Annotated in this window: 18 protein-coding genes; 7 read left to right on the top strand and 11 right to left on the bottom strand. The window is 68.4% G+C overall.

Annotated features, from left to right (window positions below; all coding sequences use genetic code 11):
* Nucleotides 1-2 precede the first annotated feature (2 nt).
* From EV675_RS04035 to EV675_RS04025, 3 genes are read right to left on the bottom strand one after another with little or no spacing between them, the layout of a single operon-like run.
* The gene (locus tag EV675_RS04035; RefSeq protein WP_165404417.1) at nucleotides 3-1,013 is read right to left on the bottom strand and encodes an acetamidase/formamidase family protein; all 1,011 of its coding nucleotides are present in this window, start codon (nucleotides 1,011-1,013) and stop codon (nucleotides 3-5) included.
* Nucleotides 1,014-1,024: 11 nt separating this feature from the next.
* Nucleotides 1,025-2,236 carry an amino acid ABC transporter substrate-binding protein gene (locus EV675_RS04030; RefSeq protein WP_130356112.1) on the bottom strand — a complete coding sequence of 404 codons (1,212 nt, stop codon included), beginning with the start codon at nucleotides 2,234-2,236 and terminating at the stop codon, nucleotides 1,025-1,027.
* 51 nt (nucleotides 2,237-2,287) lie between these two features.
* Entirely contained in the window at nucleotides 2,288-2,821 is a 534-nt protein-coding gene (locus EV675_RS04025; protein ID WP_124691932.1) for a 2,4'-dihydroxyacetophenone dioxygenase family protein, read from the bottom strand.
* A 246-nt stretch (nucleotides 2,822-3,067) separates the two neighbouring features.
* Between EV675_RS04025 and EV675_RS04020 the strand changes: the two genes are divergently transcribed.
* Nucleotides 3,068-4,033 (top strand): helix-turn-helix domain-containing protein, encoded by a 966-nt coding sequence (locus EV675_RS04020; protein ID WP_130356111.1) that lies wholly within the window; start codon nucleotides 3,068-3,070, stop codon nucleotides 4,031-4,033.
* Between the two features lie 9 nt (nucleotides 4,034-4,042).
* Here EV675_RS04020 and EV675_RS04015 read toward each other — a convergent pair whose 3' ends face one another.
* Nucleotides 4,043-4,951, bottom strand: a complete 909-nt coding sequence (locus EV675_RS04015; RefSeq protein ID WP_423213208.1) for an AEC family transporter — start codon at nucleotides 4,949-4,951, stop codon at nucleotides 4,043-4,045.
* A 331-nt stretch (nucleotides 4,952-5,282) separates the two neighbouring features.
* Between EV675_RS04015 and EV675_RS04010 the strand changes: the two genes are divergently transcribed.
* The 5 genes from EV675_RS04010 (at nucleotide 5,283) to EV675_RS03990 (ending at nucleotide 13,641) form a co-directional block, all read left to right on the top strand.
* Nucleotides 5,283-7,325, top strand: coding sequence for a TonB-dependent receptor (locus EV675_RS04010; RefSeq protein WP_130356109.1), 2,043 nt, complete (start codon nucleotides 5,283-5,285; stop codon nucleotides 7,323-7,325).
* Between the two features lie 27 nt (nucleotides 7,326-7,352).
* Entirely contained in the window at nucleotides 7,353-7,889 is a 537-nt protein-coding gene (locus tag EV675_RS04005) for a MotA/TolQ/ExbB proton channel family protein (protein WP_130356108.1), read from the top strand.
* Complete coding sequence (locus tag EV675_RS04000) at nucleotides 7,886-8,236, top strand: DUF2149 domain-containing protein (protein ID WP_130356107.1); 351 nt, start codon at nucleotides 7,886-7,888, stop codon at nucleotides 8,234-8,236. The genes EV675_RS04005 and EV675_RS04000 overlap by 4 nt, the downstream gene beginning before the upstream one ends.
* Nucleotides 8,233-12,129, top strand: coding sequence for a cobaltochelatase subunit CobN (locus EV675_RS03995; RefSeq protein ID WP_130356106.1), 3,897 nt, complete (start codon nucleotides 8,233-8,235; stop codon nucleotides 12,127-12,129). The genes EV675_RS04000 and EV675_RS03995 overlap by 4 nt, the downstream gene beginning before the upstream one ends.
* A 120-nt stretch (nucleotides 12,130-12,249) precedes the next feature.
* The gene (locus tag EV675_RS03990; RefSeq protein WP_242621327.1) at nucleotides 12,250-13,641 is read left to right on the top strand and encodes an APC family permease; all 1,392 of its coding nucleotides are present in this window, start codon (nucleotides 12,250-12,252) and stop codon (nucleotides 13,639-13,641) included.
* Nucleotides 13,642-13,645: 4 nt separating this feature from the next.
* Here EV675_RS03990 and kdgD read toward each other — a convergent pair whose 3' ends face one another.
* From kdgD to EV675_RS03955, 7 genes are all read right to left on the bottom strand, one after another.
* Nucleotides 13,646-14,557: a 5-dehydro-4-deoxyglucarate dehydratase gene (gene kdgD / locus EV675_RS03985; RefSeq protein WP_130356104.1), complete on the bottom strand. Its 912-nt coding sequence runs from the start codon at nucleotides 14,555-14,557 to the stop codon at nucleotides 13,646-13,648.
* Between the two features lie 112 nt (nucleotides 14,558-14,669).
* The gene (locus EV675_RS03980; RefSeq protein ID WP_130356103.1) at nucleotides 14,670-15,404 is read right to left on the bottom strand and encodes a FadR/GntR family transcriptional regulator; all 735 of its coding nucleotides are present in this window, start codon (nucleotides 15,402-15,404) and stop codon (nucleotides 14,670-14,672) included.
* A gap of 160 nt (nucleotides 15,405-15,564) precedes the next feature.
* Entirely contained in the window at nucleotides 15,565-16,692 is a 1,128-nt protein-coding gene (locus tag EV675_RS03975; protein WP_130356102.1) for a GGDEF domain-containing protein, read from the bottom strand.
* A gap of 170 nt (nucleotides 16,693-16,862) precedes the next feature.
* A complete protein-coding gene (locus EV675_RS03970; protein WP_130356101.1) occupies nucleotides 16,863-18,398 on the bottom strand; it encodes a YifB family Mg chelatase-like AAA ATPase in 1,536 nt (511 codons plus the stop codon).
* A gap of 109 nt (nucleotides 18,399-18,507) precedes the next feature.
* A complete protein-coding gene (gene fdhA, locus EV675_RS03965; protein ID WP_130356100.1) occupies nucleotides 18,508-19,707 on the bottom strand; it encodes a formaldehyde dehydrogenase, glutathione-independent in 1,200 nt (399 codons plus the stop codon).
* Between the two features lie 28 nt (nucleotides 19,708-19,735).
* Complete coding sequence (locus EV675_RS03960) at nucleotides 19,736-20,785, bottom strand: aromatic ring-hydroxylating dioxygenase subunit alpha (protein WP_130356099.1); 1,050 nt, start codon at nucleotides 20,783-20,785, stop codon at nucleotides 19,736-19,738.
* A gap of 10 nt (nucleotides 20,786-20,795) precedes the next feature.
* A complete protein-coding gene (locus tag EV675_RS03955) occupies nucleotides 20,796-21,860 on the bottom strand; it encodes an aromatic ring-hydroxylating oxygenase subunit alpha (protein WP_130356098.1) in 1,065 nt (354 codons plus the stop codon).
* 200 nt (nucleotides 21,861-22,060) lie between these two features.
* On the opposite strand from EV675_RS03955, the gene EV675_RS03950 reads away from it, so the two are divergent.
* The gene (locus tag EV675_RS03950) at nucleotides 22,061-22,873 is read left to right on the top strand and encodes a class II aldolase/adducin family protein (protein ID WP_341273597.1); all 813 of its coding nucleotides are present in this window, start codon (nucleotides 22,061-22,063) and stop codon (nucleotides 22,871-22,873) included.
* Nucleotides 22,874-22,885: the final 12 nt, after the last annotated feature.

Genomic DNA, 22,885 nt, shown 5'->3' with positions numbered 1-22,885 from the left:
GTTCAGGGAAGCGGGCCCCACCGGCGGCCCGCCGCGCGCGGGCAGGCGGCCAGCAGCCGCTTGGGGATGCGGCCATGCACGCCCTTGACGCCGTCGACCATCTGCGTGATCTCGAAATCCACGGCCAGGCTGGACAGCGCGTAGGCATCGGCCTCGGACAGTTCTCCGAAATGCCGCAGCACGGCCACCGCCTGCGAGACGGCCAGTTCGGCGGCGGCATCCAGGTCTTCGTCCAGGCCCATGGCGATGTAGTGCTCGCCGGTCTCGGCCATGGGCCAGCGCAGGCTGCGGGCCTTGTGCAGCGCGAAGCGGAATACGCCGGTCATCGAGGTTTCGAGTCCGGTCAGGTTCACCTCGCCATGGCCCTGGGCCGCGTGCCCGTCGCCGACGAAGAAGTCCGCGCCCGCCACCTGCACCGGCAGGTACAGCACCGCCCCCGGCCGCAGGTCTTTCAGGTCCAGGTTGCCGCCGAAAGGGCCGGGCGGGATCGAGGACACCTTGCGGGTGGGCGCCACGCCCATGGTGCCCATGAACGGCGCCAGCGGGATGGCGATGCGTTCGTCGAAGCGGGCCACGCCGCCCGCCAGGTCATGGCGCATCAGCTTGAGCCGGGGTTCCTTCAGCAGCTCCGGCAGCGCGCCCGCGCCGGGGCGGGCGAAGTTGACGCCGTAGGCCGGCTCGCGCGGCGCCACGGCCAGGATTTCCACCGCCAGCACGTCGCCGGGCTCGGCGCCTTCCACCTGGACCGGGCCGGTCAGGATGTGCGGGCCGACGTCCTTGGGCACGGTACGCATGATTTCCAAAATCTCGGCCACCGGTCCTTCCAGGGGCAGGCCGTGATGCCCGAAGAAGGCCAGCGCCTCGTCGGGCGGCAGCGGTACGCCCACGGCGTTCACCGTGTCGATGCGCACCGTGTCGCCCGGCCGTATGCGCAGCGCGGGCGGCACGTCCGGGCCCAGGAAGCCCCACACCACCGTGCCGGGGCCGCAGCGCAGGACGTGATCCGCCGTCATGTCTCCCGTCGTCATTTCCATGCGGGCTTGGGGAAGAACGCGGGTTTGACGCCGATGGCGGTCTTGGGCGAGATGGGCTGGAACACGCCGTCCTGCCACTGCCCCACGCTGGAGGCTTCGGCCCACAGGCGGTTGGTCAGCTTGACGGGACCCAGCACGGTTTCGAAGCTGCCGGTGCGGATCTGCTCGGACACGGCCTTGCGGTCGATGGAACCCGCGCGCGTGATGGCCTGCTCCAGGATCTGCAGGGTGGCGTAGGTGACGGCGCTGCCGTTGTAGTCCGCCTCCTGCTTGAACATGGCGCGGTGCCGCTCGCGGTAGTCGCGCGTGACGGGCAGCTCGGCGCTGACGCCGCCCAGGCCCATGACGCCGTCGGCATTGGCGCCGAAGCGGTTCTTGAACATGGGAAACACCGTGCCGATCGCGGTGTAGAAGACCTTGGGGTTGAAACCCACGACCTTGGCCTGGTCGTTCAGCGACATGGTGTCGGGCGGATAGCTGAAGGCCAGGAAGGCCTCGGGCTCGCGTCGGCGTACCTCGTTCAGGATGGTCTGCAACTCCTGCGAGCCCAGCGGATAGCTCTGGTCGTAGACGATGTCGAACTTCGCCTTCTTCAGGCCCTCGCGCGCGGCCTTGGACAGCTCCAGTCCGAACTGGTCGGCCACGTTGACGATGGCGACCCTGCCCTTGATCTTGCCTTCCTCGCGCAGCCGCGTCAGCACGTCCACCACGCCGTTGGCATAGTCCGTGGACGTAAGCGTGAAGAAGAACAGATTGGACCAGCGTTCGCGCAGCTGCGGGATGCGGTCCGAGATCATCGTGGTGGCGAGGTGGGGGTAGTCGTGCTTGTGCAGGATGGGCGCCACGGCCAGGTTCATGGCCGTGCCCCAGGGCGGCAGGATGAAGTCCACCTTGTCCTGGTTGATGAGCCGTTCCACCGCGCGCACGGCCTCTTCCGAATTGCTGCGGTCGTCGTACTCGAAGAACTTCACCGGCACGCGCTTGCCGCCGATCTCGATGCCGCCGGCCTTCTGCACGTCGGCCGCCCACATCTGGTAGTTGGGCAGCACCGTGGTGCTGGCTCCGCCGGCGTAGGCGCCGGTCTTGGAAATGGCGTAGCCGATGCGGATCTCGGCCGGGGCGCCGGACTGGCCCAGCGCCGGCGCCGCCATCGCGGTGGCGGCGGCCGCCGCGAGCAAGGTCGCGAATTGCCTGCGTTGCATGATGTCGTCTCCTGGTTTTCGTTATGTCGCATCGGCCACGGAGGGCCTGGTTCAGCGGAACAGCGTGTCAACGTAGGCGGCGCCCATGCCGATCTTCTCGTAGTGCGCGCGGCACATCGCGATGTAGTCGTGCACGTCGAAGTGGCCGGTGGACTGGCCCTTCTCGTCCAGCCAGATCAGCGGCCCCTTCACGATGAAGAACACCTTCATCGGCTGTTCGTGCTCGAAGGCCACCAGCGTATGGCCCTCGCCCGGGGTCTCGTAGACGAAGTCGCCGGCGGTGGCGATCCAGTCGTGCTCCAGATAGCCCCACTTGCCCGAGATCGTGTAGGCGAACACCTCGTGCGGATGGTAGTGGCGGTTGACCAGCCCGGCGGCGTCGGCGCGCAGGATGTCGCACCAGCGGTTCTCGGAAGGCGAGATCCACAGCGGCCGCGAGGCCACCGTATCGGTGAACGGGACATACCATTTCCTGTCGTCGGTGGGCGCGTTGCCGATGTGGACCTCGGGCCTGGCATCGGGCTTGAACACGTCGGCGATGGGAGCGATGTCGCGCCAGAACTCGTTGCCGGCGGTCTTGAGCATGGGGGCCTCCTGATCTTCCATGGATCGTGCCAATGTAGCCAGCGCGCCGTCCGGCCGCTTGTCCCGGCGGGACGGGGAATTTGACTGTGCGCGACATGGCTGCCGGCGGCAGGGGGGAGACCCCCTAGGGTCAACCCGGGCCGGGACCCCGGGTGGGCCGTGCTAGCATCGGCGTAAGCTGCGGCGCCGCCGCCATGTTGGACGCCATCCGCCCCGCTGCCGGGCGGTTCTCCCACGGGCACGACCATGAGCACGACCCTGTCCCCTCGCGCGCAGGCCTCCACCGATCAGGTGCCGTCTTCCCAGCGGCTGGCATTCTGGGAGTCGTACAACGCCTCGCAGCTGATCGGCCTGACCTGTTCGACCTACGATCCGCACGGGCTGCGCGCCCAGGGCCGCGTGTTCGACGCGGACGACGTCGCCTTTACCGAGATCCGCGGCAACCAGCACGTCATCGAGCGGACCCGCTCGCTGCTCAAGACCCACCCCAAGGATTCCGTCTTCGCCTGCATCCTGCTCGAAGGCGACGCCTTCCTGTTCCAGTCGGGCCAGTGCTACACCGTGCGCGCCGGCGACGTCATCGTCTATTCCAATGCGATTCCCTACCTGTACGGTTTCACCGGCGACATGCGCCAGATCATCGTCGAGGTCGAGGCCGAACGGCTGTTCCGGGGCCGGCGCGAGATGCGGCCCGCGGCGCCCATCCAGGTGGACAACCGGCTGCGCACCGGCCGGCTGCTGGCCAACACGCTGCGTACCATGGCGATGGATTTCGTCGAGCGGCCGCGCGCCGACGCCGTGTCCGGCGTGGCCGAGCAGGCCCGCCACCTGCTGCGCGCGGCAGTCGATCCCGGCGCGGCGCGCGAACTGAACGACATGGCCGCGTGGCGGCTGCTGCGCGCCGAGGCCTTCATTGCCGAGCACCTGCACGATCCCGCGCTGGATGCCGAGCAGGTGGCGCGCGCCCTGGGGCTGTCCGTGCGCCAGTTGCACCGCCTGTTCGCCCACCGGGACCGCAGCGTCAGCCAGTGGATCTGGGACAAGCGGCTCGAGCGGGCCCACCAGGAACTCGCGGGCGAAGGCACCCGCAGGCTGTCCATCGGCGACATCGCCTACCGCTGGGGCTTTGCCAGCCAGGCGCATTTCTCGCGCGCCTTCCGCGGCCGCTACGGCATGACGCCCAGGCAGCACCGGCGCGCCGGCCAGGACTGAACGCCGGGCCTAGCCCGCCACCGGCGAGCCCAGCAGCCACAACAGGAAAGGCGCCAGCACCAGGAACACCACGGTCGAGATCAGCACCGCGCCCGCCGCCGTGTCGCCCATGTCGGTATAGCGGCGCGCGTACATGTAGCTGACCACCGCGCAGGGCATGCCCATCTGCAGGGCCACGTTGCCGATCATGTCGGCCGGCAGCCCCACCAGCCACGCCGCCGCCGCGCCCGTGGCCAGTCCCGCCACGAGCCGGATGGCGCCGACGATGCCGCCCAGCCGCAGGCCGGCCGCGGGAATCAGCGCCAGCGCGTGGCCCAGCCCCAGCAGCATCAGCGGCACGGTCATGCTGCCCAGCAACTGGGCCGACTCCATGATCCACTGCGGCGGCGTGTAGCTGAAGACCCGGCAGGCCACGGCCAGTACCGAGGCGATCAGAATGGGGCTTTTCCACGCCGCCGGCATGCCGTTCGCGCTGGGCAGCGTGCGCACGCCCACGGTGTGCTGGATGAACGAGCAGACGGCGAAGAACGCGATCGAGGTCGACAGGCCGGCATCGCCGAAAGCCAGGTGCGTGATCGGCAGCCCCAGGTTGCCGGCGTTGGGGAAGGTCGTGGTCTGGAGCAGCTTGCGCACCGGCAGCTTGCACAGCTTGAGCGCCAGCGCCGAAACGCCCATGCACAGGGCCAGCGCCAGCACCGTGGCGCCGGCCACGGTGGCCATGATCTCGTTGCTGAGCTGGGTCGTGACCAGGGTGTTGAACACCAGCGCCGGGGTGGTGACGGTGGTGGCCAGCACCGTGACGAACTGGGCGGGGAAGGCGTGTCCCAGCTTGCCCCAGGTGGTGCCGACGCCGATGACCACCAGGAGCGGGGCCAGCAGACTGAGGATGGAGAAATAGATGTGGAAGACGCCCATCACGGCTTCCCTTGCGGGCAAGCCGGAGAAGCGGGACGGTGCGTGGGCAGCGTGGGAATGATGGCGGCGGAGCCGGCCGGACCGGACGGGGACATGAAAACGGAATCGAGAGCCAGGGCGGCGACCGCACCGCCCGAGTGGCAAGGATAGCGCGAAACGCGATCGCGCTGGCAGTTCGCCATGGGCACTCCCGTGTCCGGATGGGTTGCCCGCGCTTTCCGTCTCGAGGCGGCCAAGTTCTATGCCTGCACGTCTTTAATGACACTAAGTTGCATAAGATACAGAGTTGCATTAAGGTGCGCGATTCGGGAATCGCATCGTGGGGCAGGGAAGCATGAAAACCGGGGTGGGCGGCTTGGCTGCCTTGATCGCGTCGTCGTTGGCGTACGCGCAGAGTTCCGGGGAGGCATCGCCTTCCCAGGCGCTGGACACGGTGGTCGTAACGGCCACCCGCAGCGAGCAATCGGCCAGCGATGTGGCGTCGTCGATGGAGGTGATCGATGCCGACGCGCTCGATACGACCGTCGGCACGACCTTCCTGGACCTGGTCAAGAAGAACGCCAGCGTCGACGTCATCCAGTATCCCAATGGCCTTGCGGGCATCGGGTTGCGCGGCCTGCGTCCCAATTTCGAGTTCACCATCAACCCGCGCACGCTGGTGCTGGTGGACGGCCGCCCGTCGGGATCGACCAGTTTCACGACGCTCGCGCGGGACAGCATCGAGCGCGTGGAGGTGCTCAAGGGGCCGGCCTCGTCGCTCTACGGCGCGTCGGCCATGGGCGGCGTGGTCAACATCATCACCCGGCACTCGAAGGGACCGCTGCGGGGAAGCGCCAGCGTCGGCTACGGTTCGTTCGAGACGTACCGGGGCGAGGTTGCGATAGGCGGTTCGCTGTCCGAGCGCGCCGATTTCGACCTGGCCGCGGGCTATGTGGAGCAGGCCGGCGATTTCCGTACCGGCGCGGGCGACCGCCGGCCCAATAGCGATTCGCGGCGCACTTCCGGGCGGCTGCGCCTGGGGATGGATCTTCATGAGATCGTGCGCGTCGACGCTTCCGTGGACGCGGCGGATCTGTCCAACAATGCGCCGGGCCCGCTGAGCTACGATCCGCCCAACGCTTCGGGCAACGAGACCCGCCGCGTCAGCGGCGACCTGCGGCTGCGGATCACGCCGGAGCGCCACCAGATCAGCCTTGTCACCTACGCCTCGCGTGAGGACTACAACTACCTGACCGTTCCGGCCGCCGCGCCGCGCTATCGGTCCAGCCGCACGGTGTCCCGCTACAAGGGCTTGCAGGCCCAGGACACCTGGACGCTTAACGAGACGTTCGCGCTGACCTATGGCTTCGATTGGCAACGGGTCGAGGCCGAGCGTTTTTCGTATCTGTCGTCCGGAGCGCAAACGGCGCCGTACAGTCCCAACGAGCGTCGCGACAGCAAGGGCTTGTTCGCCGAGCTGGCCAGCCATCTGCTGGATGATCGCCTGGTGCTGACGCTGGGCGCGCGCAATGACTGGATCGATGCGAGCACGTTGGCCACGCCCTACAAGGCTCGTTTCACGCCGGCCTCGTCGAGCTTCACCAGTTTCAACCCCCGCGGCGGGGTGGTCTACAAGCTGGCGCCGGCATGGCGCGTGCATGCGTCCGCGGGCACGGCCTTCGCGCCGCCGCAGGGCAGCGAGCTGGCGGGCCAGAACGAGGAATTCGCAGGCAGCCAGCGGCGGCTGAGCGTGGGCAATCCCGGCCTGAAGCCGGAACGCAGCACCAGCTACGACCTGGGCGTGGGCTATGCCACGCGCGAGGTCGATGCCGACCTGACATATTTCGACGCGCGCATCCGCGACCGCATACGCTCTGTCATCGTCAGCGAAACGCCGGCCGAGCGTATCAGCAGCTACGAGAACGCCGATACCTCGCGCATGCGCGGCCTGGAGGGACGGCTGGCCTTCGACGCCGGCGTCCTGTTCGGCCTGCCGGCCGGCCGCCTGGGCGTGGCGAGCAGCGTCACCCGGCTGCTGCAGGCCGAGGACTTCGACGTCACCGGCGCCGCGCCGATACGCAACGCCTCCAAGTGGAAGGCCAATGTCTCGCTGACGGTGAGCAACGGCAGCGACCTGTCGGCCACCATGACCGTGCGCCACAACGGCACCCGCTACGACTCCGACAACAGCCAGGGCCGCATCTACACCGGCGGCCGCGGCGGCGTGTTCGCCAATGCATCGTTCACCGTGATCGATCTGAGCGCGCGCTGGAAGCTGACGGCGCGCGACACCTTGCGCGTGGACATCGCCAACCTGTTCGACCGCGACTACTACGAAAAGGCCGACTACATCATGCCGGGCCGCGCCTTCTACCTGCGCTACACGCGCGCGCTGTGACCCGGTCCTGGCGAAAGAGAGACTCTCATGGAATTGAAACTGCTTCTCGAACAGATCTCGAACCTGCTGTTCTATCCGGCGCTCGTGCTGCTGGTGGCCTTGCTGGCGTGGATACTGGTCGCGCTCGGCATGTTCGCGCGCGGGGGATGGCAACGGCTGCGCGGCCGGCGGCCGGCGCAGGCGCGCTACCTGGCCATGATCGAAGCGGTGGCGCGGGAAGGGGGGGAAGCGCCGGACCTGCGGCTCGAAGCGATCCTGATGCAGGCGGAGAACGCGGCCCAGCGCAGCCTCGATACGGTGCGCTTCGCCGTCCGGGCCGGACCGTCGCTGGGGTTGATGGGCACCCTGATACCCATGGCGGCCGCGCTCAACGGATTGGCCCGGGGCGATCTCCCGGACCTGGCAGGCAACATGGTGGTCGCGTTCTCCAGCACGGTGGTGGGAATCGCGGTGGGCGTAGTGGCCTATGTGATCGCCATGGTGCGCGAAGGCTGGAGCCATGAAGACCTCGATGCGATCCGCCTGCGCGCCGAGCAGGTGCTCAGGGACGGGAGCGATCGATGAGGCGTGGTCTGCGCTTTGCCCGTCCACGCCGCGTCCGTACGCGGGCGGACGATCCGCTGGCCGGCGTGGCCAACCTGTTCGATGCCAGCCTGGCGTTCATCGTGGCCATGGCCGTGGCGCTGTTCTCAGTGCTGGGAGCGCAAGACCTGTTCAGCGAGGACGCGTCATGGACGCTCACGCGCACCACGCGCGAGGGGCAGCTCGAAGTCGTGCGCAAGGACAAGAAGCAGATCAAGGTCGAGCGCGTCAGCGACCGCGAGTTGTCGGGAGAGGGGCAGCGCCTGGGCGTGGCGTACCAACTGCCCGATGGACAGGTGGTCTACGTACCGGAGGGTGGCGCGCCGTGAACGCATTCGGCGGTTGGATTGCCTTGTGCCGGCGGCGGCTCGCGTTGGCGCCGCGCGCCCATGGGCCGTCCCGGATCTGGCCATGGCTGATCGCCAACCTCTGCGGCGCCGTGTTGGCCGGGATCGCGGCAACGGCTATCGGCGCGGCGCCTTCGCTGCCCAGGATCGCCGTGGTTTCCATCGAGCTGGCGCAGCAGCCGGCGGCCATGCAAGAGGCGGTGGACCGGCGGCGCGATCGGTTCCGCATCGACCTCTTCGGGCTGGGCGGCGGTTACCTGCCTGGACTGGATGGCGTGGACCTGGGTGGCTATGACCTCGTCCTGGTCGAGGGAGTCGGGCCGCGACTGGCGCAATACCGGAACCGCCTGGCACAAGCCGCGCGGCACACGCGGGTGCTGGTGCTCAACGGCACCGAGTGGGTGGACGGCAACGTGCCGATAGCCGCCGTGCCCGATGCCTCCCGCTACTGGGCCAACGCCACGGCGGAAAACTACGCGCGCCTGTTCGACTATCTGGCCGCCCGGCTGCTGGGCCAGGCCGTGACCCCACAGCCGCCGATCGTCTATCCGGACCAGGCGTTCTACCATCCCCGGCACGCCGGCGTCTTCGACAGCCTCGACGGCTATCTCGCCTGGGCCGCGCTGCGGCTTCGCGACGCGGCCTCGCGGCCCCGGGTCGGATTGATGTTCTATCGCAGTCTTGCTCTGGGCGGCAACACGACGGTCATCGACGCGCTTATCGAAGAGGTGGAGCGGCAGGGAGGTCTGCCCGTGCCCATGTGGCGCAGCAACAGCCAGGTATCGTTGCGGCATTTCGAGGATGCCCGCGGCCGGCCCGCCATCGACGTCCTGATCCTGTGCGCCAGCCAGATCGACTATGCCGATCACGCGGCGGGCGTGGCCCAGGCGCGCCGGCTGGGCGTGGCGGTGCTCAATTGCACGACGGATTACGCCCGCACGCCCGAGCAATGGCGTTCCGATCCGGGCGGGTTTGCGCCCGACCGCAGCGGCCAACTGGCGATGAGCGAGGCCAGCGGCATCGTCGAGCCCATGATGGTCGGGGCGCGCGAGCCGGATGCGCGCGGCATGCCGGTGCACGTGGCGCTGGCCGGACAGGTGGCGTGGCGGGTATCGCGCGCGCTCGCCTGGGCGCGTCTGCACAGGCTGCCGAACGCGGACAAGCGTCTCGTGATCGCCTATCACAGCGAAAGCGGCGATCCGGGCGACGTCGGCAGCGATCCGGATACTTACCTGGATGCCCAGGCCAGCCTGGTGGCCCTGCTGGCGCGGCTGCGCGCCGAAGGCTACGACCTCGGGCCGGGCGAGCTGCCCGACGCCCACGAACTCGCGCGTCGCATGGCCGAGGACGCTTCCAACGCGAGCGGACCGCACGCCGCCGCCGAACTGGCTCGGCGCGCGAGGCAGGGCGGGCTCGTGCTGATTCCGGAATCGCGCTACCTGGCGTGGTACCGCACGCTGCCCGCGGATCTGCGGGCGCAGACCGAAGCCCGCTGGGGACCGCCGCCGGGCCGCATCATGGTGCACACGGACGCCGAAGGCCGGCGCCAGCTCGCCATACCGGTGCTGCGCTTCGGCAAGATCGCCCTGGCTCCGCATCCGGTATGGGGCTATCTGCAGGACGACGGGGCCCTCGCCTCCAAGGAGGCGCTGCCGCCCCATCACCAGTACATCGCGTTCTACCTGTGGATGGCGCGCGATCTTCACGCGGATGCCTATCTGCCGTTCTTCACCCAGCTCTCGCTGATGCCGGGCAAGCAGCAGGGGCCGGCGCGCGACGACTGGATCGGCGCGCTGGCCGGCGACCTTCCCCACATCCAGCCCACGCCGCTGCAAGCCAACGGTGGCGTGGGCAACAAACGCCGGGCGATGGCGGTGACCACCGGCTTCATGCCGCCGCTGGTCCAGGGCGGCCTGCCGCCCGGGCTCGAAGCGATGCGCGACGCGCTCGACGCCGCCGCGGATGCGCGGGCCGGGCACGCGCAAGCCAGGCGGCTCGCGCAGCCGCTGGCCCGCGACCTCGGGCTGGATCCGGCGCGGGCGCAATGGCCCGAACTGGAGCGCGCGCTGCGCCGCTACCTGGACGAGGTGGCGCGCGCCGTGATGCCCGCCGGCGGCCACGTGCTGGGCCAGGTCCCGGACGCCGAGACCAAGGCGCGCATGGTCCACGCCATGGTCGCTGGCGATGCGGAGCATCCACCGGCGCTCGCCGTGGTGCGCGCGGCGCTGGATGGACAAGCGTCCGGCCCGGCGCTTGCCGACGGGATGCGGGCCCGCATCGATGACTATGCCCGGCGCATCGAGCAGGCGCCACGCGAGATGGATGCCATCGTCGACGCCTTGCAGGGCCGGTACATCGAGCCGGGTCCGATGGCCGACGCCGTGCGCAATCCCGATGCGCTGCCGCCCGGCCGCAACCCCTATACGCTGGCCACTCGTCGCCTGCCTACGCGGGATGCATGGGAGACGGGCGTTCGCCTGGCCGACGACCTGGTGGCCACGTATCGGCTCGAACATGGCCAGCCGCCGCGCAAGGTGGCTTTCGTGCTGTGGTCCGGCGAGTCGGCGCAGAACCAGGGCGCGATCGAGGCGCAGATCCTGCGGCTGCTTGGCGTGCGCCCGGTCTGGAATCCGCGCGGCGAGGTAGTGGACGTGGAGCTCGAGAGCCGTGCCGCGCTGGGCCGGCCACGCGTGGACGTTCTGGTGACGACCTCGGGAACCTACCGCGATCACTTCCGCGACAAGATCGAGCTGATCGCCAGGGCGGTCGCGCTGGCGGCGGGTGCGGACGAACCGGACAACGCCGTGCGGGCCGCCAGCACGAGTGCGATCGCGCTGCTCGCGAGCCAGGGCCTGCCTGAAGAAGAGGCACGCCGCCGGGCGCTGCGGCGAGTCTACTCGACCGCCCCCGGCGCGTATTCCCCATCGACCCAGTTCGCCATCAAGGCGGGCGCCGAATGGACCGACGCCCGTCTTGCCGGGCTCTACGCCGACCGGATGTCGCACGCCTACGGCGGCGGCGCCCAGGGCGAGTCCGACGGCGCCGGCTTCGGCGTACAGCTCGACGGCGTCGATGCCGCGGTGTTCAGCCGCAGCTCCAACGTCTATGGCCTGCTCGATACGCCCATGGCCGCCGCTTATCTGGGGGGGATTGGCATGGCGGTACGCGAACGCACGGGGCGCGCCGTCGCCAACTATATCGCGGACCTGAAGGACCCCCGTCCCGGGCAGGCACGCATCGACGACCTGGCCCGCAGCTATGGCGCGGAATTGCAGAGCCGCTACTTCAATCCCGCCTGGATCCGCGCCATGCAGGCCAGCGGCTACAACGGCGCCCGCTACATGGCGCAGCTCCCCGAGCATCTTCTGCTGTGGGACGTGACCACGCCCGAACTGGTGACCGACGGCGACTGGCAGGCGGTCAAGGAAATCTATGTGGACGACACGTACCGGCTTGGCCTGCGGGACTACTTCGCGCGGCACAACCCGCATGCGCGCCAGCAACTGATCGGCGCGCTGCTCGACGCCATCGAGCGCGGCAAGTGGGCGGCCGGTGATCAGGTCCGTGCGCAGCTGGAGCAACTGCTGGCGCAGGAAACCGCGGCGCATGGCGCCCATTGCGCACAGGCGGCCTGCCATGCGCGTCAGGAAAGGCTCGCGGTCGGCGCCGCGCCTTCGCCGGCCGGCGCTGCGTCTCCCGGGCCCGCCGGTCAGGCGCAAGCGTCCGGCCGGCGGCAAGTGCGTGGCTTCGCCCTGCAGGAGAAGCGCCCCGCGTCGGCCTCGCCGGATGCGGCATTCCCCCTGACCGCCTGGCTGGCCGCCGGCTGCGCCTTGCTGCTCCTGGGGGCCGGCGCCGCTCGCAAGCCTCGCTGGTAGCCGGGAGATCCCGTTCCCGGATTCGCCGCGAGAGAGACATTCGGTTGCATCGCCGCCGCTTCCACCCCTGGCGCCGCCATTTAGAATCGGATGACCAGCACAGACGCGAAGAGGCCGGCGATGACCGAAAAGCAAGGCTCGGGCGATACCCCCTTGAAACGGGTGATGGGGCCGAAGTTGTTGTTGCTGTTCATAGTTGGGGACATCCTGGGTACCGGCGTCTATGCCCTGACCGGCCAGGTGGCCGGAGAAGTGGGCGGGGCGGCCTGGGCGCCTTTCCTGGCCGCCTTCCTGATCGCCCTGCTTACCGCCTTCTCGTATCTCGAACTCGTCACGAAGTATCCCCGTGCGGCGGGCGCGGCGCTGTACGTGCACAAGGCCTTCGGGCTGCACTTCCTGACCTTCATCATCTGCTTCACCGTCATGTGCTCGGGCCTGACCTCGGCCTCGACCGCCTCGCAGGCCTTCGCCGCCAACCTGTTCGTGTCCCTGGGCATGCAAGCCAGTCCGGCCCTGGTCACGCTGGGCGCGGTGGGCTTCATGGTGCTGGTCATGCTGGTGAACCTGCGCGGCGTGTCCGAAAGCGTGAAGACCAACGTGGTGCTGACCCTGGTCGAGCTGAGCGGCCTGCTGCTGGTGATACTGCTGGGCTTCTACGCGATCGCGGGGGGGCAGGCCGACTTCTCGCGCGTGGTGGCCTTCGACACGCCCGAGGACAAGAGTGTCTTCCTGGCCATCACCTCGGCCACCGCGCTGGCCTTCTACGCCATGGTGGGCTTCGAGGACTCGGTCAACATGGCCGAGGAAACCCACGATCCCAACCGGATCTTCCCCAAGGTGCTGCTGACCGGGTTGGGGCTCACGGCCACCATCTACGTGCTGGTTTCCATCTGCGCCGTGGCGCTGATCCCCGTGGGCGAACTGGCCGCCAGTTCCACGCCGCTGGTGCTGGTGGTCAAGCGCGCCGCGCCCGATCTGCCCATGGAAGTGATCATGCCGGTCATCTCCATGTTCGCGGTCGCCAATTCGGCGCTGATCAACATGATGATGGCCAGCCGCCTGTTGTACGGCATGTCGCGCCAGGGCGTGCTGCCGGCCTTCCTGTCGCACGTGCACGCGCGCACGCAGACGCCCTGGTCCGCCATCCTGTTCACCACCGCGCTGGCGGTGGGCCTGATCGTGCTGGTGTCCGCCGCCAGCGACTCCGAGGCGATCCGCGCGCTGGGCGGCACCACGGCCCTGCTGCTGCTGGGCGTGTTCGCGTTCGTCAATGTCGCGGTGTTGGTGCTCAGGCGCGACGGCGTCGGCCATCCGCATTTCCGTACCTGGGCGCCGCTGGCCGTACTGGGGGCGATCGTGTGCCTGTTCATGGTCACGCCGTTCACCGGCCGCGATCCCATCCAGTACGAAGTGGCCGGCTGGCTGCTGGCGCTGGGGGTGGTGATGTGGGGCGTCACCTTCCTGGCGCGGCGCCGGGAAGCGGCGCGCCTGGATCCCGAAAGCCTGGGCTGACCGCCTACTGCCCGCCCACCTTCTCGATCAGCGCCGCCAGGCGCTGCATCTCGTCCTGGTCCAGGTCCGTCAGCGGCGCGCGCACCGGGCCCGCGTCGTGGCCGACCAGGCGGGCGCCGGCCTTGACGATGCTGACCGCGTAGCCGGCACGGCGGTTGCGGATCTCCAGGTAGGGCAGGAAGAAATCGTCCAGCAGCCGGCCGATGGTCTGCGCGTCGTCCTGCGCAACGGCGTGGTAGAACGCCATCGCGGTCTTGGGAATGAAGTTGAACACGGCCGACGAATACACGGGTACGCCCAGCGCCTTGTAGGCCGCCGCGTAGACCTCCGCCGTCGGCAGTCCGCCCAGGTAGGCGAAGCGGTCGCCCAGGCCGCGGCGCACGCGCACCATGGCCTCGATGTCGCCCATCCCGTCCTTGAAGCCGATCAGGTTGGGGCAGCGGTCCGCCAGGCGCGACAGCGCCGCCGGCCCGAGCCGCGAGTTGGCGCGGTTGTAGAAGATCACCCCGATGTCCAGCGACTTGCAGACCTCTTCCACGTGGGCCTCGATGCCGGCTTCGCTGGCCTCGGTCAGGTAGTGGGGCATGAGCAGGACGCCTTTGGCGCCCAGCCGCTGCGCCTCTTGCGCATAGGCGATGGCCGTGCGCGTGGGGCCGCCGGCGCCCGCCAGGATGGGAACGCGCTTCTCGCACACGTCCACCGCCGTTTTCACCACGGTCGAATAGTCGGCCGGCGTCAGCGAAAAGAACTCGCCCGTGCCGCCCGCCGCGAACAGCGCGCTGGCCCCGTAGGGAGCCAGCCATTCCAGCCGGGCGGCGTAGCCCTTGGGCGCGAAATCGCCGTTCTGGTCGAAATCGGTGACGGGGAACGAGAGCAATCCCTGGGAAATCGTGGCCTTCAGTTCTTGAGGGGTCATGGCGGCATCCGGTGATGAAAGGGGGCAGCAAGTGATATGTCGTCAGTCATCGTACAACTTAAATGGAGGGAAGGCAATGGTCGCCTGACATCGTTGGACGCTCGCGGAGACGCTAGGTGGCCGGGTTCTCGTCGCCCTGGCCGGCGGCATAGGCCTGCCGCAGCTTTTCCTGGCTTCGGGCCAGATGGGCACGCATCGCGGCATGCGCGGCGTCCGGGTCCTGGCGGGCGATGGCCTCGTAGATGGCCTGGTGCTCGCGATGTACCCGCGCCAGGTAGGCCCGCCGGTCATCGCGCGCCAGTTCCGCGGTGTCGACCCGTGTCCGGGGAATGATGGTGGCCCCCATCTGCGCCAGGATCTCGTGGAAATAGCGGTTGCCGGTGGCGATGGCCACCTGCTGGTGGAAGGCCAGGTCCGCCGCGACGGTGTCGCCGCCCGGCTCGATTTGCGCCTCGAAGTCCGCCAGCGCGCCGCGCAGCTCAGCCAAGTCCTGCTCGGTGCGCCGCTCGGCGGCCAGCCGGGCGGCTTCGGTCTCGACCGTGATGCGCAGCTCCAGCACCGCCATCACGTCCAGCATCGTGACCGCATCCCTGGCATCGAGCCGCAGCGGCGTCACCGGCGGCTCCAGCAGGAAGGTGCCGATGCCGTGCCGGGTCTCGACCATGCGCGCGGCCTGCAGGCGCGAGATCGCCTCGCGCACCACCGTGCGGCTGACGCCGTACTCCTGCATGATCTCGGCTTCCGTCGGCAGCTTGTCGCCCGGCTTCCACACCTTGCCGTGGATTTTTTCGGACATGAGCTGCACGAGTTCTTCGGACAGACTTCGTGTGCGGCCTATGGAGCGCATGCGCTGTGGATCTTCCCTTGCATGTATCGACGGCCGGACGCGGCGGGCGGCCGGCAAGCGTGCATGGTACTACCGGTTTGATCCACCCCCGGGCAGATAAGCCACAGATCGGTTTCCGGCGGCCTGGCGCTGTCATCGAAGCGCATCCGCAGGGTCAGTCTTACCGGACGCAGTCCCGTCCTTCGTTCTTCGCCCGGTACAGCGCGCGATCGGCTCGCTCCATCAGGGCCAGCAGGCTGTCGCCCGTGCGGGCGACAGCGATCCCGAAGCTCGCGGTCGGGTGGCAGGCGTGGGCGAAGATCCCTGGCGCAGTCGCCTTGAACGCGGTCCGGGCGGTATCGGCCATGGCGTGGGCAGCGGCGCCCAGTCCGGCCGGCAGCAGAATCGCGAATTCCTCGCCGCCTATGCGTCCGACGATGGCATCTCGCGGCGCCTTGTCCTTCAGGATGTCGGAAAAGGCCCGGATGACCTTGTCGCCATCCAGGTGCCCGAAGCGGTCGTTGATCGATTTGAAGTGATCGAGGTCGGTCAGGATGAGGGCGGCGGGTTCGCCGCCGGGCTGTCGTGCCAGCAAGGGCTGGGCGCGCGATTCGAAGCCGCGGCGGTTGAACAGGCCGGACAGCATGTCGATCTGGGCTTCCGCCTTGAACCGGTCCATTACGTCGACGGCGATGACCGCGAAGATGGCTGCCGCCAGCGTCGAGCAGATCAGCGTGTCCGAGATCGACACCACGATCCAGTAGACGGCTTCGGACTGCGCGGGCTCGATCCAGGGAATCAGGAAGGTCAGTGGACGCGAGACGAAGCTCAGGAACGCGATGACGATCTGGGCGAACAGCAGTTGCTCGACCGGCGTGCGTTGATGGCGTCGGGTCAGGTCGGTCAGCATCACGAAACAGATCGCGGCGAGTCCGAGATTGATGACCGCGGCCCGGATGGGCAGGTTGTCCTGGGCGAACACGAAGAAGCATCCGGCTGCCAGCGAGATCGTCATTATGGCCGCCAGGCTACCGTAATGGGGCCGCAGCCGGAGCCGCCTGGAAATCGCGACGGACAGCAGAGCGGTGGCTGCCAGGATCAACCCGTTGGCGACCATCCGCAGCTCCAGCTGGTCCAGCGCGAAGGCGGCGTACAGGCTGCCGAAGGAAAGGATTCTGACCGCGTACGAACCAACGAGGATGGCGATGTAGCCCAGTTCGCGCTGGTAGTACCAAAGGGCGAGCAGGCTTGCGCCGAAGATCGCCGACATGGACGTGTTCAGCACTCCGATGACGAACTCAACACTCATGTCGCACCGGCTGGAGGGTGGGAATCGGATCTCGTCGAACAGGAGGACAGGCGATCATAGGAGGGATGAGCAACCCGGGGCGTGTTTGAGCGTCCGCGATTGTAGGACTACATCGAAGCGGTGGTCGAGAGGAGCGCGCCGATTGTTGATGGACTTTGGCGGAGGCTTGTTCACCGCTCCCGCAGCGGCCGCCTGAACTGCACCGCCTCGGCCATGTGCGGGCTGCCGATTTCTTCCGCGCCGGCCAGGTCCGCCACCGTCCGCGCCACCTTCAAGACCCGGTGCGCCGTGCGCGCCGACCACGCGAATTGCTTCATGGCCTGCTTCCACAAGGCCCGCGCGGCGGTATCGGGATGGCAGTGGTCGTCGACCTGCCCGGGCGCGAGCGCGGCATTGGCGCAGCCCTGGCGGCGATGCTGCCTATCCAGGGCGGCTTCGACGCGCGGGCGCACGGCGTCGGTCGGTTCGCCGGGCGGCAGGTCGGCCCAGTCGTCGCCGGCGGCGGGGACCTCGACCTGGAGATCGATGCGATCGAGCAGCGGACCGGACAGGCGGGCGCGGTATGCGGCCACCTGGTCGGGCGTGCAGGCGCAGGCCTTCACGTTGCTGCCGTGCCAGCCGCATCGGCAGGGGTTCATCGCGGCCACGAGCTGGAAGCGCGCGGGATACTCGGTGCGGTGCTGGGCTCGCGCGATGGAGACGCGGCCGGTTTCCAGCGGTTCGCGCAGGGTGTCGAGCACGTGCCGGCCGAACTCGGGCAACTCGTCCAGGAACAGCACGCCCAGGTGGGCGTAGGTGATTTCTCCTGGCCGGGGGCGAGTGCCGCCGCCGACCAGGGCGGCGCCGGATACGGAGTGGTGCGGCGCGCGAAAGGGGCGCAAGCCGAAAGTTGGAGCAGGACCGGGGGCAAGGCTGGCGATGGCGGCGGCTTCCAGCGCATCGTCATGGCGCAGGGGTGGCAGCAGCCCGGCCAGGCGCTGCGCGAGCATGCTTTTGCCTGAACCGGGCGGACCCAGCATCAGCAGGTTGTGGCCGCCGGCCGCCGCGACCTCCAGCGCGCGCCGCGCGCCGTACTGGCCCTTGACGTCGGACAGGCAGGGCGGCGGGCCGGACGTGGCATCGACGCGGCGGGCCGTGGCGGCCAGCACCTGCTTTTCCTCCAGGTGTGCCACGACGTCGCGCAGCGTGGCGGCGCCGTAGACCCGCAGCCCGGGCACCCGCGCCGCCTGTCCGGCGCTGCCGGCGGGCAGCAGCAGTTCGGCGCCCGGCTGGCGCCGCGACAACGACAGGGCAATGGCCAGGGCGCCCGAAATGGGCACCAGCGCGCCGGTCAGCGACAGTTCGCCGGCCAGCACCAGCCGGGCCAGCGGCGGGACCGCGTCCCGCGCGCGGGCGCGGCCGGCCAGCGAGGGCATGGCGATCTGTCCGGACGCCAGCAGCACGCCCACCGCGATGGGCAGGTCGAAGCGACCGGATTCCTTGGGCAGGTCGGCGGGCGCGAGATTGACGGTCAGCCGGCCCGCGGGAAAGTCGAAGCCGGAACTGAGCAGCGCGGCCCGCACGCGCTCGCGGCTTTCGCGCACTTCGGTATCGGCCAGGCCGACCATGGTGAAGGACGGCAGGCCGGGTGCCAGGTGGACCTCGACGCGCACCGGCGGTGCATCGATGCCGGTCAGGGCGCAACTGGCGAGGACGGCGAGGGTCATGGCGGCAGGGGGAACGGAAAGTTGCAGTATCCGTCCAAACGTGGCAAGTCCGGCGGCCGGGCGGGACAAAGCTATCCCAGCCCCGGTCCGGCCCTTCACCGCGCTTCGCTCAATGCTTCTTCGTCATGCCGTGGGGATCGATGACGAATTTCTTCGGCGCGCCCGCGTCGAATTCGGCGTAGCCCCCCGGTGCCTCGTCGAGCGAGATGACCTGCACGCCGACGATGTCCGCGATCCTGATGCGGTCCCACAGAATGGCCTGCATCAGTGCGCGGTTGTATTTCATGACGGGTGTCTGGCCGGTGAAGAAGCTGTGCGATTTCGCCCAGCCCAGCCCGAACCGGACGTTCAATGCGCCCTTGCGCGCCGCCGGGTCGGCCGAGCCCGGGTCGTCGGTCACGTACAGGCCGGGGATGCCTATCTTCCCGGCCGCGCGGGTGACCTCCATCAGCGAGTTCAGCACGGTGGCGGGCGCCTCGTGCCGCGCGCCCTCGTGGCCATGGCCCCGCGCCTCGAAGCCTACCGCGTCCACGGCGCTGTCGACTTCCGGCACGCCCAGTATCTGCGCGATCTGGTCGCCCAGCGAAGCGTCGCGCGACAGGTCGACGGTCTCGAACCCCACCTTGCGCGCATGGTCCAGGCGCGCGGGATTGACGTCGCCGACGATGACCACCGCGGCGCCCAGCAGGCGGGCCGAGGCGGCGGCCGCGAGCCCGACCGGACCCGCGCCGGCGACGTAGACGGTGCTGCCCGGTCCGACCCCCGCGGTCACCGCGCCGTGGTAGCCGGTGGGCAGGATGTCGGAAAGGCAGGTCAGATCGCGAATCTTCTCCAGGGTGCGGTCGCGCCCGGGCAGCTTCAGCAGGTTGAAGTCGGCGTAGGGAATCATCACGTATTCCGCCTGGCCGCCTATCCAGCCGCCCATGTCGACGTAGCCGTACGCCCCGCCGGCGCGCTCCGGGTTGACGGTCAGGCAGACGCCGGTCTGCTGTTCCTTGCAGGTCTGGCAGCGGCCGCAGGCGACGTTGAACGGCACCGAGACGATGTCGCCCTTGCGGAGGAACTCGACGTCCTGGCCGGCCTCGATGACCTCGCCCGTGATCTCGTGTCCGAGGATGAGCCCCGCCGGCGCCGTCGTCCGCCCCCGGACCATGTGCTGGTCCGAGCCGCAGATGTTCGTCGTCAGGACCTTGAGGATGACGCCGTGGCGGATCGCCCGGCCCTGTGGACTCTCGAGTTTCGGGAAGGGGATCTCCCGGACTTCGACGACGCCTTGCCCGACGTAGGCAACGCCACGGTTTCCTGTCATGTCTGTCTCTCCTCAGTGTGGGAAAACGCTAACCCGCCAGGTGGGCGGGTACGGGTTCGGGGGCGGGCGCCGATTGCTCCTGTTGGATCCGTTCCTCCAGCAGGCGGCGGCCGCGCAGGGGACCGCTGTCCACGACGATGGCGAGGTTGACGGGATTCTCCCGTTGCGGCGCGGTCAGCGAAGCGTGCTGCAGCTCGACCACGACCTTGTCTTCGGTGTGGGTCGCATCGATGGCCTGCCGGATGTATTCGGTCAGCGCCGGCTCGTCCTGGCGGAACCGGCGGATGAAGGCCCAGAAGTAGTGGGAGCTGTCCTCGGTTTCCGGTGTGATCAGATGCATGACGACGCCCTCTATCCTGCCCAGCCCGTCGCCCGGCTGCGTCGCCTCGCAGCCGACCTCGATGATGCAGGTGGAAGGAGCGTGGTAGTTCACGGTGTGCCAGCGGTGGATGGGCTGCCGGAAGCCGCCCAGGTGGGCATAGAACGGCGGTGCGTGCGCGCCCACGACGTCGCGATGGACGCTGACGACGTTGCCCTGCTGGCTGACCTTGATGGGCGATTGCGCGACGGCGGTGTTGCCGATGGTCCGCCCGTGCACGAAGGCGACGTGCGACAGGTCCAGCAGGTTGTCGTTGAGCAGCCGGTAGTCCGCTTCCAGGTGGCAATAGCCCGCGCTGGGCACCCAGTCCGGGTGCTTCATGCGGCCTGCGTCCGGGGGCGAGGATTGTCCGGCCAGGGCCGGATCGCCCAGCCAGATCCATATCAGGTCATGTCGTTCCTGGATGGGAAAGGCGCGTACGCGCGCGGCCGGCGGTATGCGCTCCTGGCCCGGTATCCCGGTGCATTTCCCGTCGGCGCCGAAGGCCATGCCGTGGTAGCCGCAGACGAGTCGATCGTTCTCGACATGGCCGAAGGAAAGCGGCAGGCGGCGATGCGCGCAGCTGTCCTCCAGGGCCGCGACCTGGCCGTCCTCCTGGCGGTACAGGACGACACGGGTTCCCAGAAAGGTACGCGCCAGGAGGTTCGTATGAACCTCTTTCGAAAAGGCCGCCACGTACCAGGCGTTCTTCATCCACATGAGTTGCTCCTTACGTTTGATGGGCGTTGACCGTCCGTGACGCTGCCTCGGCCTGCAGCCGGCGCGCGCGATTGGGGCCGACGTCCACGCGGATGTCGACCGCCGGGGCGCCGGCGAATCGCCGCATGTTGCGGTGCTGGGCTTCGATGACCGCCTTGTCTTCGTTGAATGTCAGTTCGACCTGCTCGCGGATGGCATCCGTCATGTCCGGCATGCCGGGATGGGGATTGGTGGCGACCGTCCAGAAGTAATGGCAGGTCGTTTCCGTTTCCGGCGTCACGCCATGGAAGCCGCGGATGTGCAGGCCGCCCCGGTCCGGATCGTCCAGCGCGCCCGACCCGGCATCCATGGCGCCGGCCCATATCAGCAGGTGACTGCCGTGGAATTCGATTTCCTGCCAGCGGTCCACCTTGCCTGCGAACGGCCAGGCCAGCCCGTAGGTGGGGGGCGGATCGGAATCGGGCATCAGACGGACGATCCGCAAGGTGTCGCCGGATTGCTCGACCTGGATGGGCGCGTGCATGTGCAGGCCCGGATCGCCGCCTATGGTCTTGAGGTGCACATAAGCGAGATGGCTGAGATCCAGCAGGTTGTCGTGCACCAACTGGCTGGGAGCGTCGTAGTGAACGACGCCGCCGCGGAAGCGATAGCGGTCGTCGTCGTGCACGCCATAGTCCGGTGGCGGCGCGGTGGCCTCGTCGTCGCCCAGCCAGATCCAGAGGATCTGGTTCTGCTCGCGCAGGGGATGGCTTCGGACCCTGGCGCGGGGGGGAACGGTGGCTTGTCCCGGGACTTCGATACAGGCTCCCCGCGCGTCGTAGAGCAGGCCGTGATAGCCGCAGCGCAGTCCGCGGTCTTCGACCGTTCCCAGCGAAAGCGGCAGGTGGCGGTGGCAGCACCGGTCTTCCAGCGCAGCGACCCCGTCCGCGGCCCTGAAGAGGACGACCGGATGCCCGAGCAGGGTTCTTGCGATGGGCTGCCTCTGGAGTTCCCAGGAAAAACCGGCGACATGCCAGCGGTTTTTCGGGAGCGCGGGCGATGAAGTTCGCGCGGTCGCTTCGCCGTCATGTTTCATTGCGGTCTCCTTCGCATTCCTGATATTGCAATTCAGTACACTGAATCAGTTTATGCAAAGCCATTTTGGAAAGCAAGATACGGCTGAAAAAGCCCATGTATTAAGGGTAAACGTGAACTGATAATGCTCTTGTTGCAGCCTCTCGCTGTCGCTATGCTAGCTTCAATTCAGTAAGCTGAATTGCTTCCGGAGAAGAAAGCATGAATGACATGGATGAGACAGGTAGCCGTCCGCGGCGAGGGAGCGAGCCGCCATCCGGCATGACGTCCGAGCGGCTTGCCCGCGTCGACCTTGCGGCCTGCTATCGCCTGGTCGCCCACTTCGGCTGGACCGACCTGATCTATACGCACATTTCCATGCGGGTTCCGGGTTCGCACGATCAGTTCCTGCTCAATCCATTCGGCTTGGCGTTCGACGAGATCACGGCGTCGAATCTCCTGAAGGTCGATCTGGAGGGAACGCTGGTCGAGCCTTCCGAACACGAGGTCCACAAGGCGGGCTTCGTCATCCACAGCGCCATCCATGCCATGCGCGAGGATGCCAACTGCGTGCTGCACCTCCATACCCGTGCGGGCATGGCGGTATCCGCGCTGGAAGAAGGGCTGCTGCCGCTGACGCAACATGCCATGCTCTTCCACGGACGGATCGGCTATCACGAATCCGAGGGACTTGCGCTCAGCCTGGACGAGCGGGCCCGGCTGGCGCGCGACCTGGGCGACAACATCGTCCTGATGCTGCGCAACCATGGAACGCTGGTGGTCGGAAAGACCGTGGCCGAGGCCTTCAGCATCATGTGGCACCTGGAGAAGGCCTGCCAGGCGCAGCTCGACATCCTGGCCTGTGGACACCCGCCCCGGTTGCCGCCGGGCGGCATCGCGCAGGAGATCGCCCGGCTGGGATTCAGCGATGCCAGGCTGGACGAATATTCCACCGGCAAGAGCCCGCTCGGCCACAAGGAGTGGCCGGCCATGCTCAGGCTGGCGGGCAGGGTGGCTCCCGGCTTCAGGGATTGAACGGGAGCATGC

Source organism: Pigmentiphaga kullae (assembly GCF_004216695.1).
Taxonomy (GTDB): domain Bacteria; phylum Pseudomonadota; class Gammaproteobacteria; order Burkholderiales; family Burkholderiaceae_B; genus Pigmentiphaga; species Pigmentiphaga kullae.
The sequence above is the reverse complement of the archived record's forward strand: the minus strand, read 5'-3'. Positions and strand labels throughout refer to the sequence as shown.

Excerpts from the sequence above, each read along its gene's own strand:
- kdgD (WP_130356104.1), bottom strand. The coding sequence starts at position 14,557 with ATGACCCCTCAAGAACTGAAGGCCACGATTTCCCAGGGATTGCTCTCG.
- EV675_RS04025 (WP_124691932.1), bottom strand. The coding sequence starts at position 2,821 with ATGCTCAAGACCGCCGGCAACGAGTTCTGGCGCGACATCGCTCCCATC.
- EV675_RS03970 (WP_130356101.1), bottom strand. The coding sequence starts at position 18,398 with ATGACCCTCGCCGTCCTCGCCAGTTGCGCCCTGACCGGCATCGATGCA.
- EV675_RS04010 (WP_130356109.1), top strand. The coding sequence starts at position 5,283 with ATGAAAACCGGGGTGGGCGGCTTGGCTGCCTTGATCGCGTCGTCGTTG.
- EV675_RS03980 (WP_130356103.1), bottom strand. The coding sequence starts at position 15,404 with ATGCGCTCCATAGGCCGCACACGAAGTCTGTCCGAAGAACTCGTGCAG.
- fdhA (WP_130356100.1), bottom strand. The coding sequence starts at position 19,707 with ATGACAGGAAACCGTGGCGTTGCCTACGTCGGGCAAGGCGTCGTCGAA.
- EV675_RS03955 (WP_130356098.1), bottom strand. The coding sequence starts at position 21,860 with ATGAAACATGACGGCGAAGCGACCGCGCGAACTTCATCGCCCGCGCTC.
- EV675_RS04030 (WP_130356112.1), bottom strand. The coding sequence starts at position 2,236 with ATGCAACGCAGGCAATTCGCGACCTTGCTCGCGGCGGCCGCCGCCACC.
- EV675_RS04035 (WP_165404417.1), bottom strand. The coding sequence starts at position 1,013 with ATGACGGCGGATCACGTCCTGCGCTGCGGCCCCGGCACGGTGGTGTGG.
- EV675_RS04005 (WP_130356108.1), top strand. The coding sequence starts at position 7,353 with ATGGAATTGAAACTGCTTCTCGAACAGATCTCGAACCTGCTGTTCTAT.
- EV675_RS03975 (WP_130356102.1), bottom strand. The coding sequence starts at position 16,692 with ATGAGTGTTGAGTTCGTCATCGGAGTGCTGAACACGTCCATGTCGGCG.
- EV675_RS04000 (WP_130356107.1), top strand. The coding sequence starts at position 7,886 with ATGAGGCGTGGTCTGCGCTTTGCCCGTCCACGCCGCGTCCGTACGCGG.
- EV675_RS03960 (WP_130356099.1), bottom strand. The coding sequence starts at position 20,785 with ATGTGGATGAAGAACGCCTGGTACGTGGCGGCCTTTTCGAAAGAGGTT.
- EV675_RS03990 (WP_242621327.1), top strand. The coding sequence starts at position 12,250 with ATGACCGAAAAGCAAGGCTCGGGCGATACCCCCTTGAAACGGGTGATG.
- EV675_RS03950 (WP_341273597.1), top strand. The coding sequence starts at position 22,061 with ATGAATGACATGGATGAGACAGGTAGCCGTCCGCGGCGAGGGAGCGAG.
- EV675_RS04020 (WP_130356111.1), top strand. The coding sequence starts at position 3,068 with ATGAGCACGACCCTGTCCCCTCGCGCGCAGGCCTCCACCGATCAGGTG.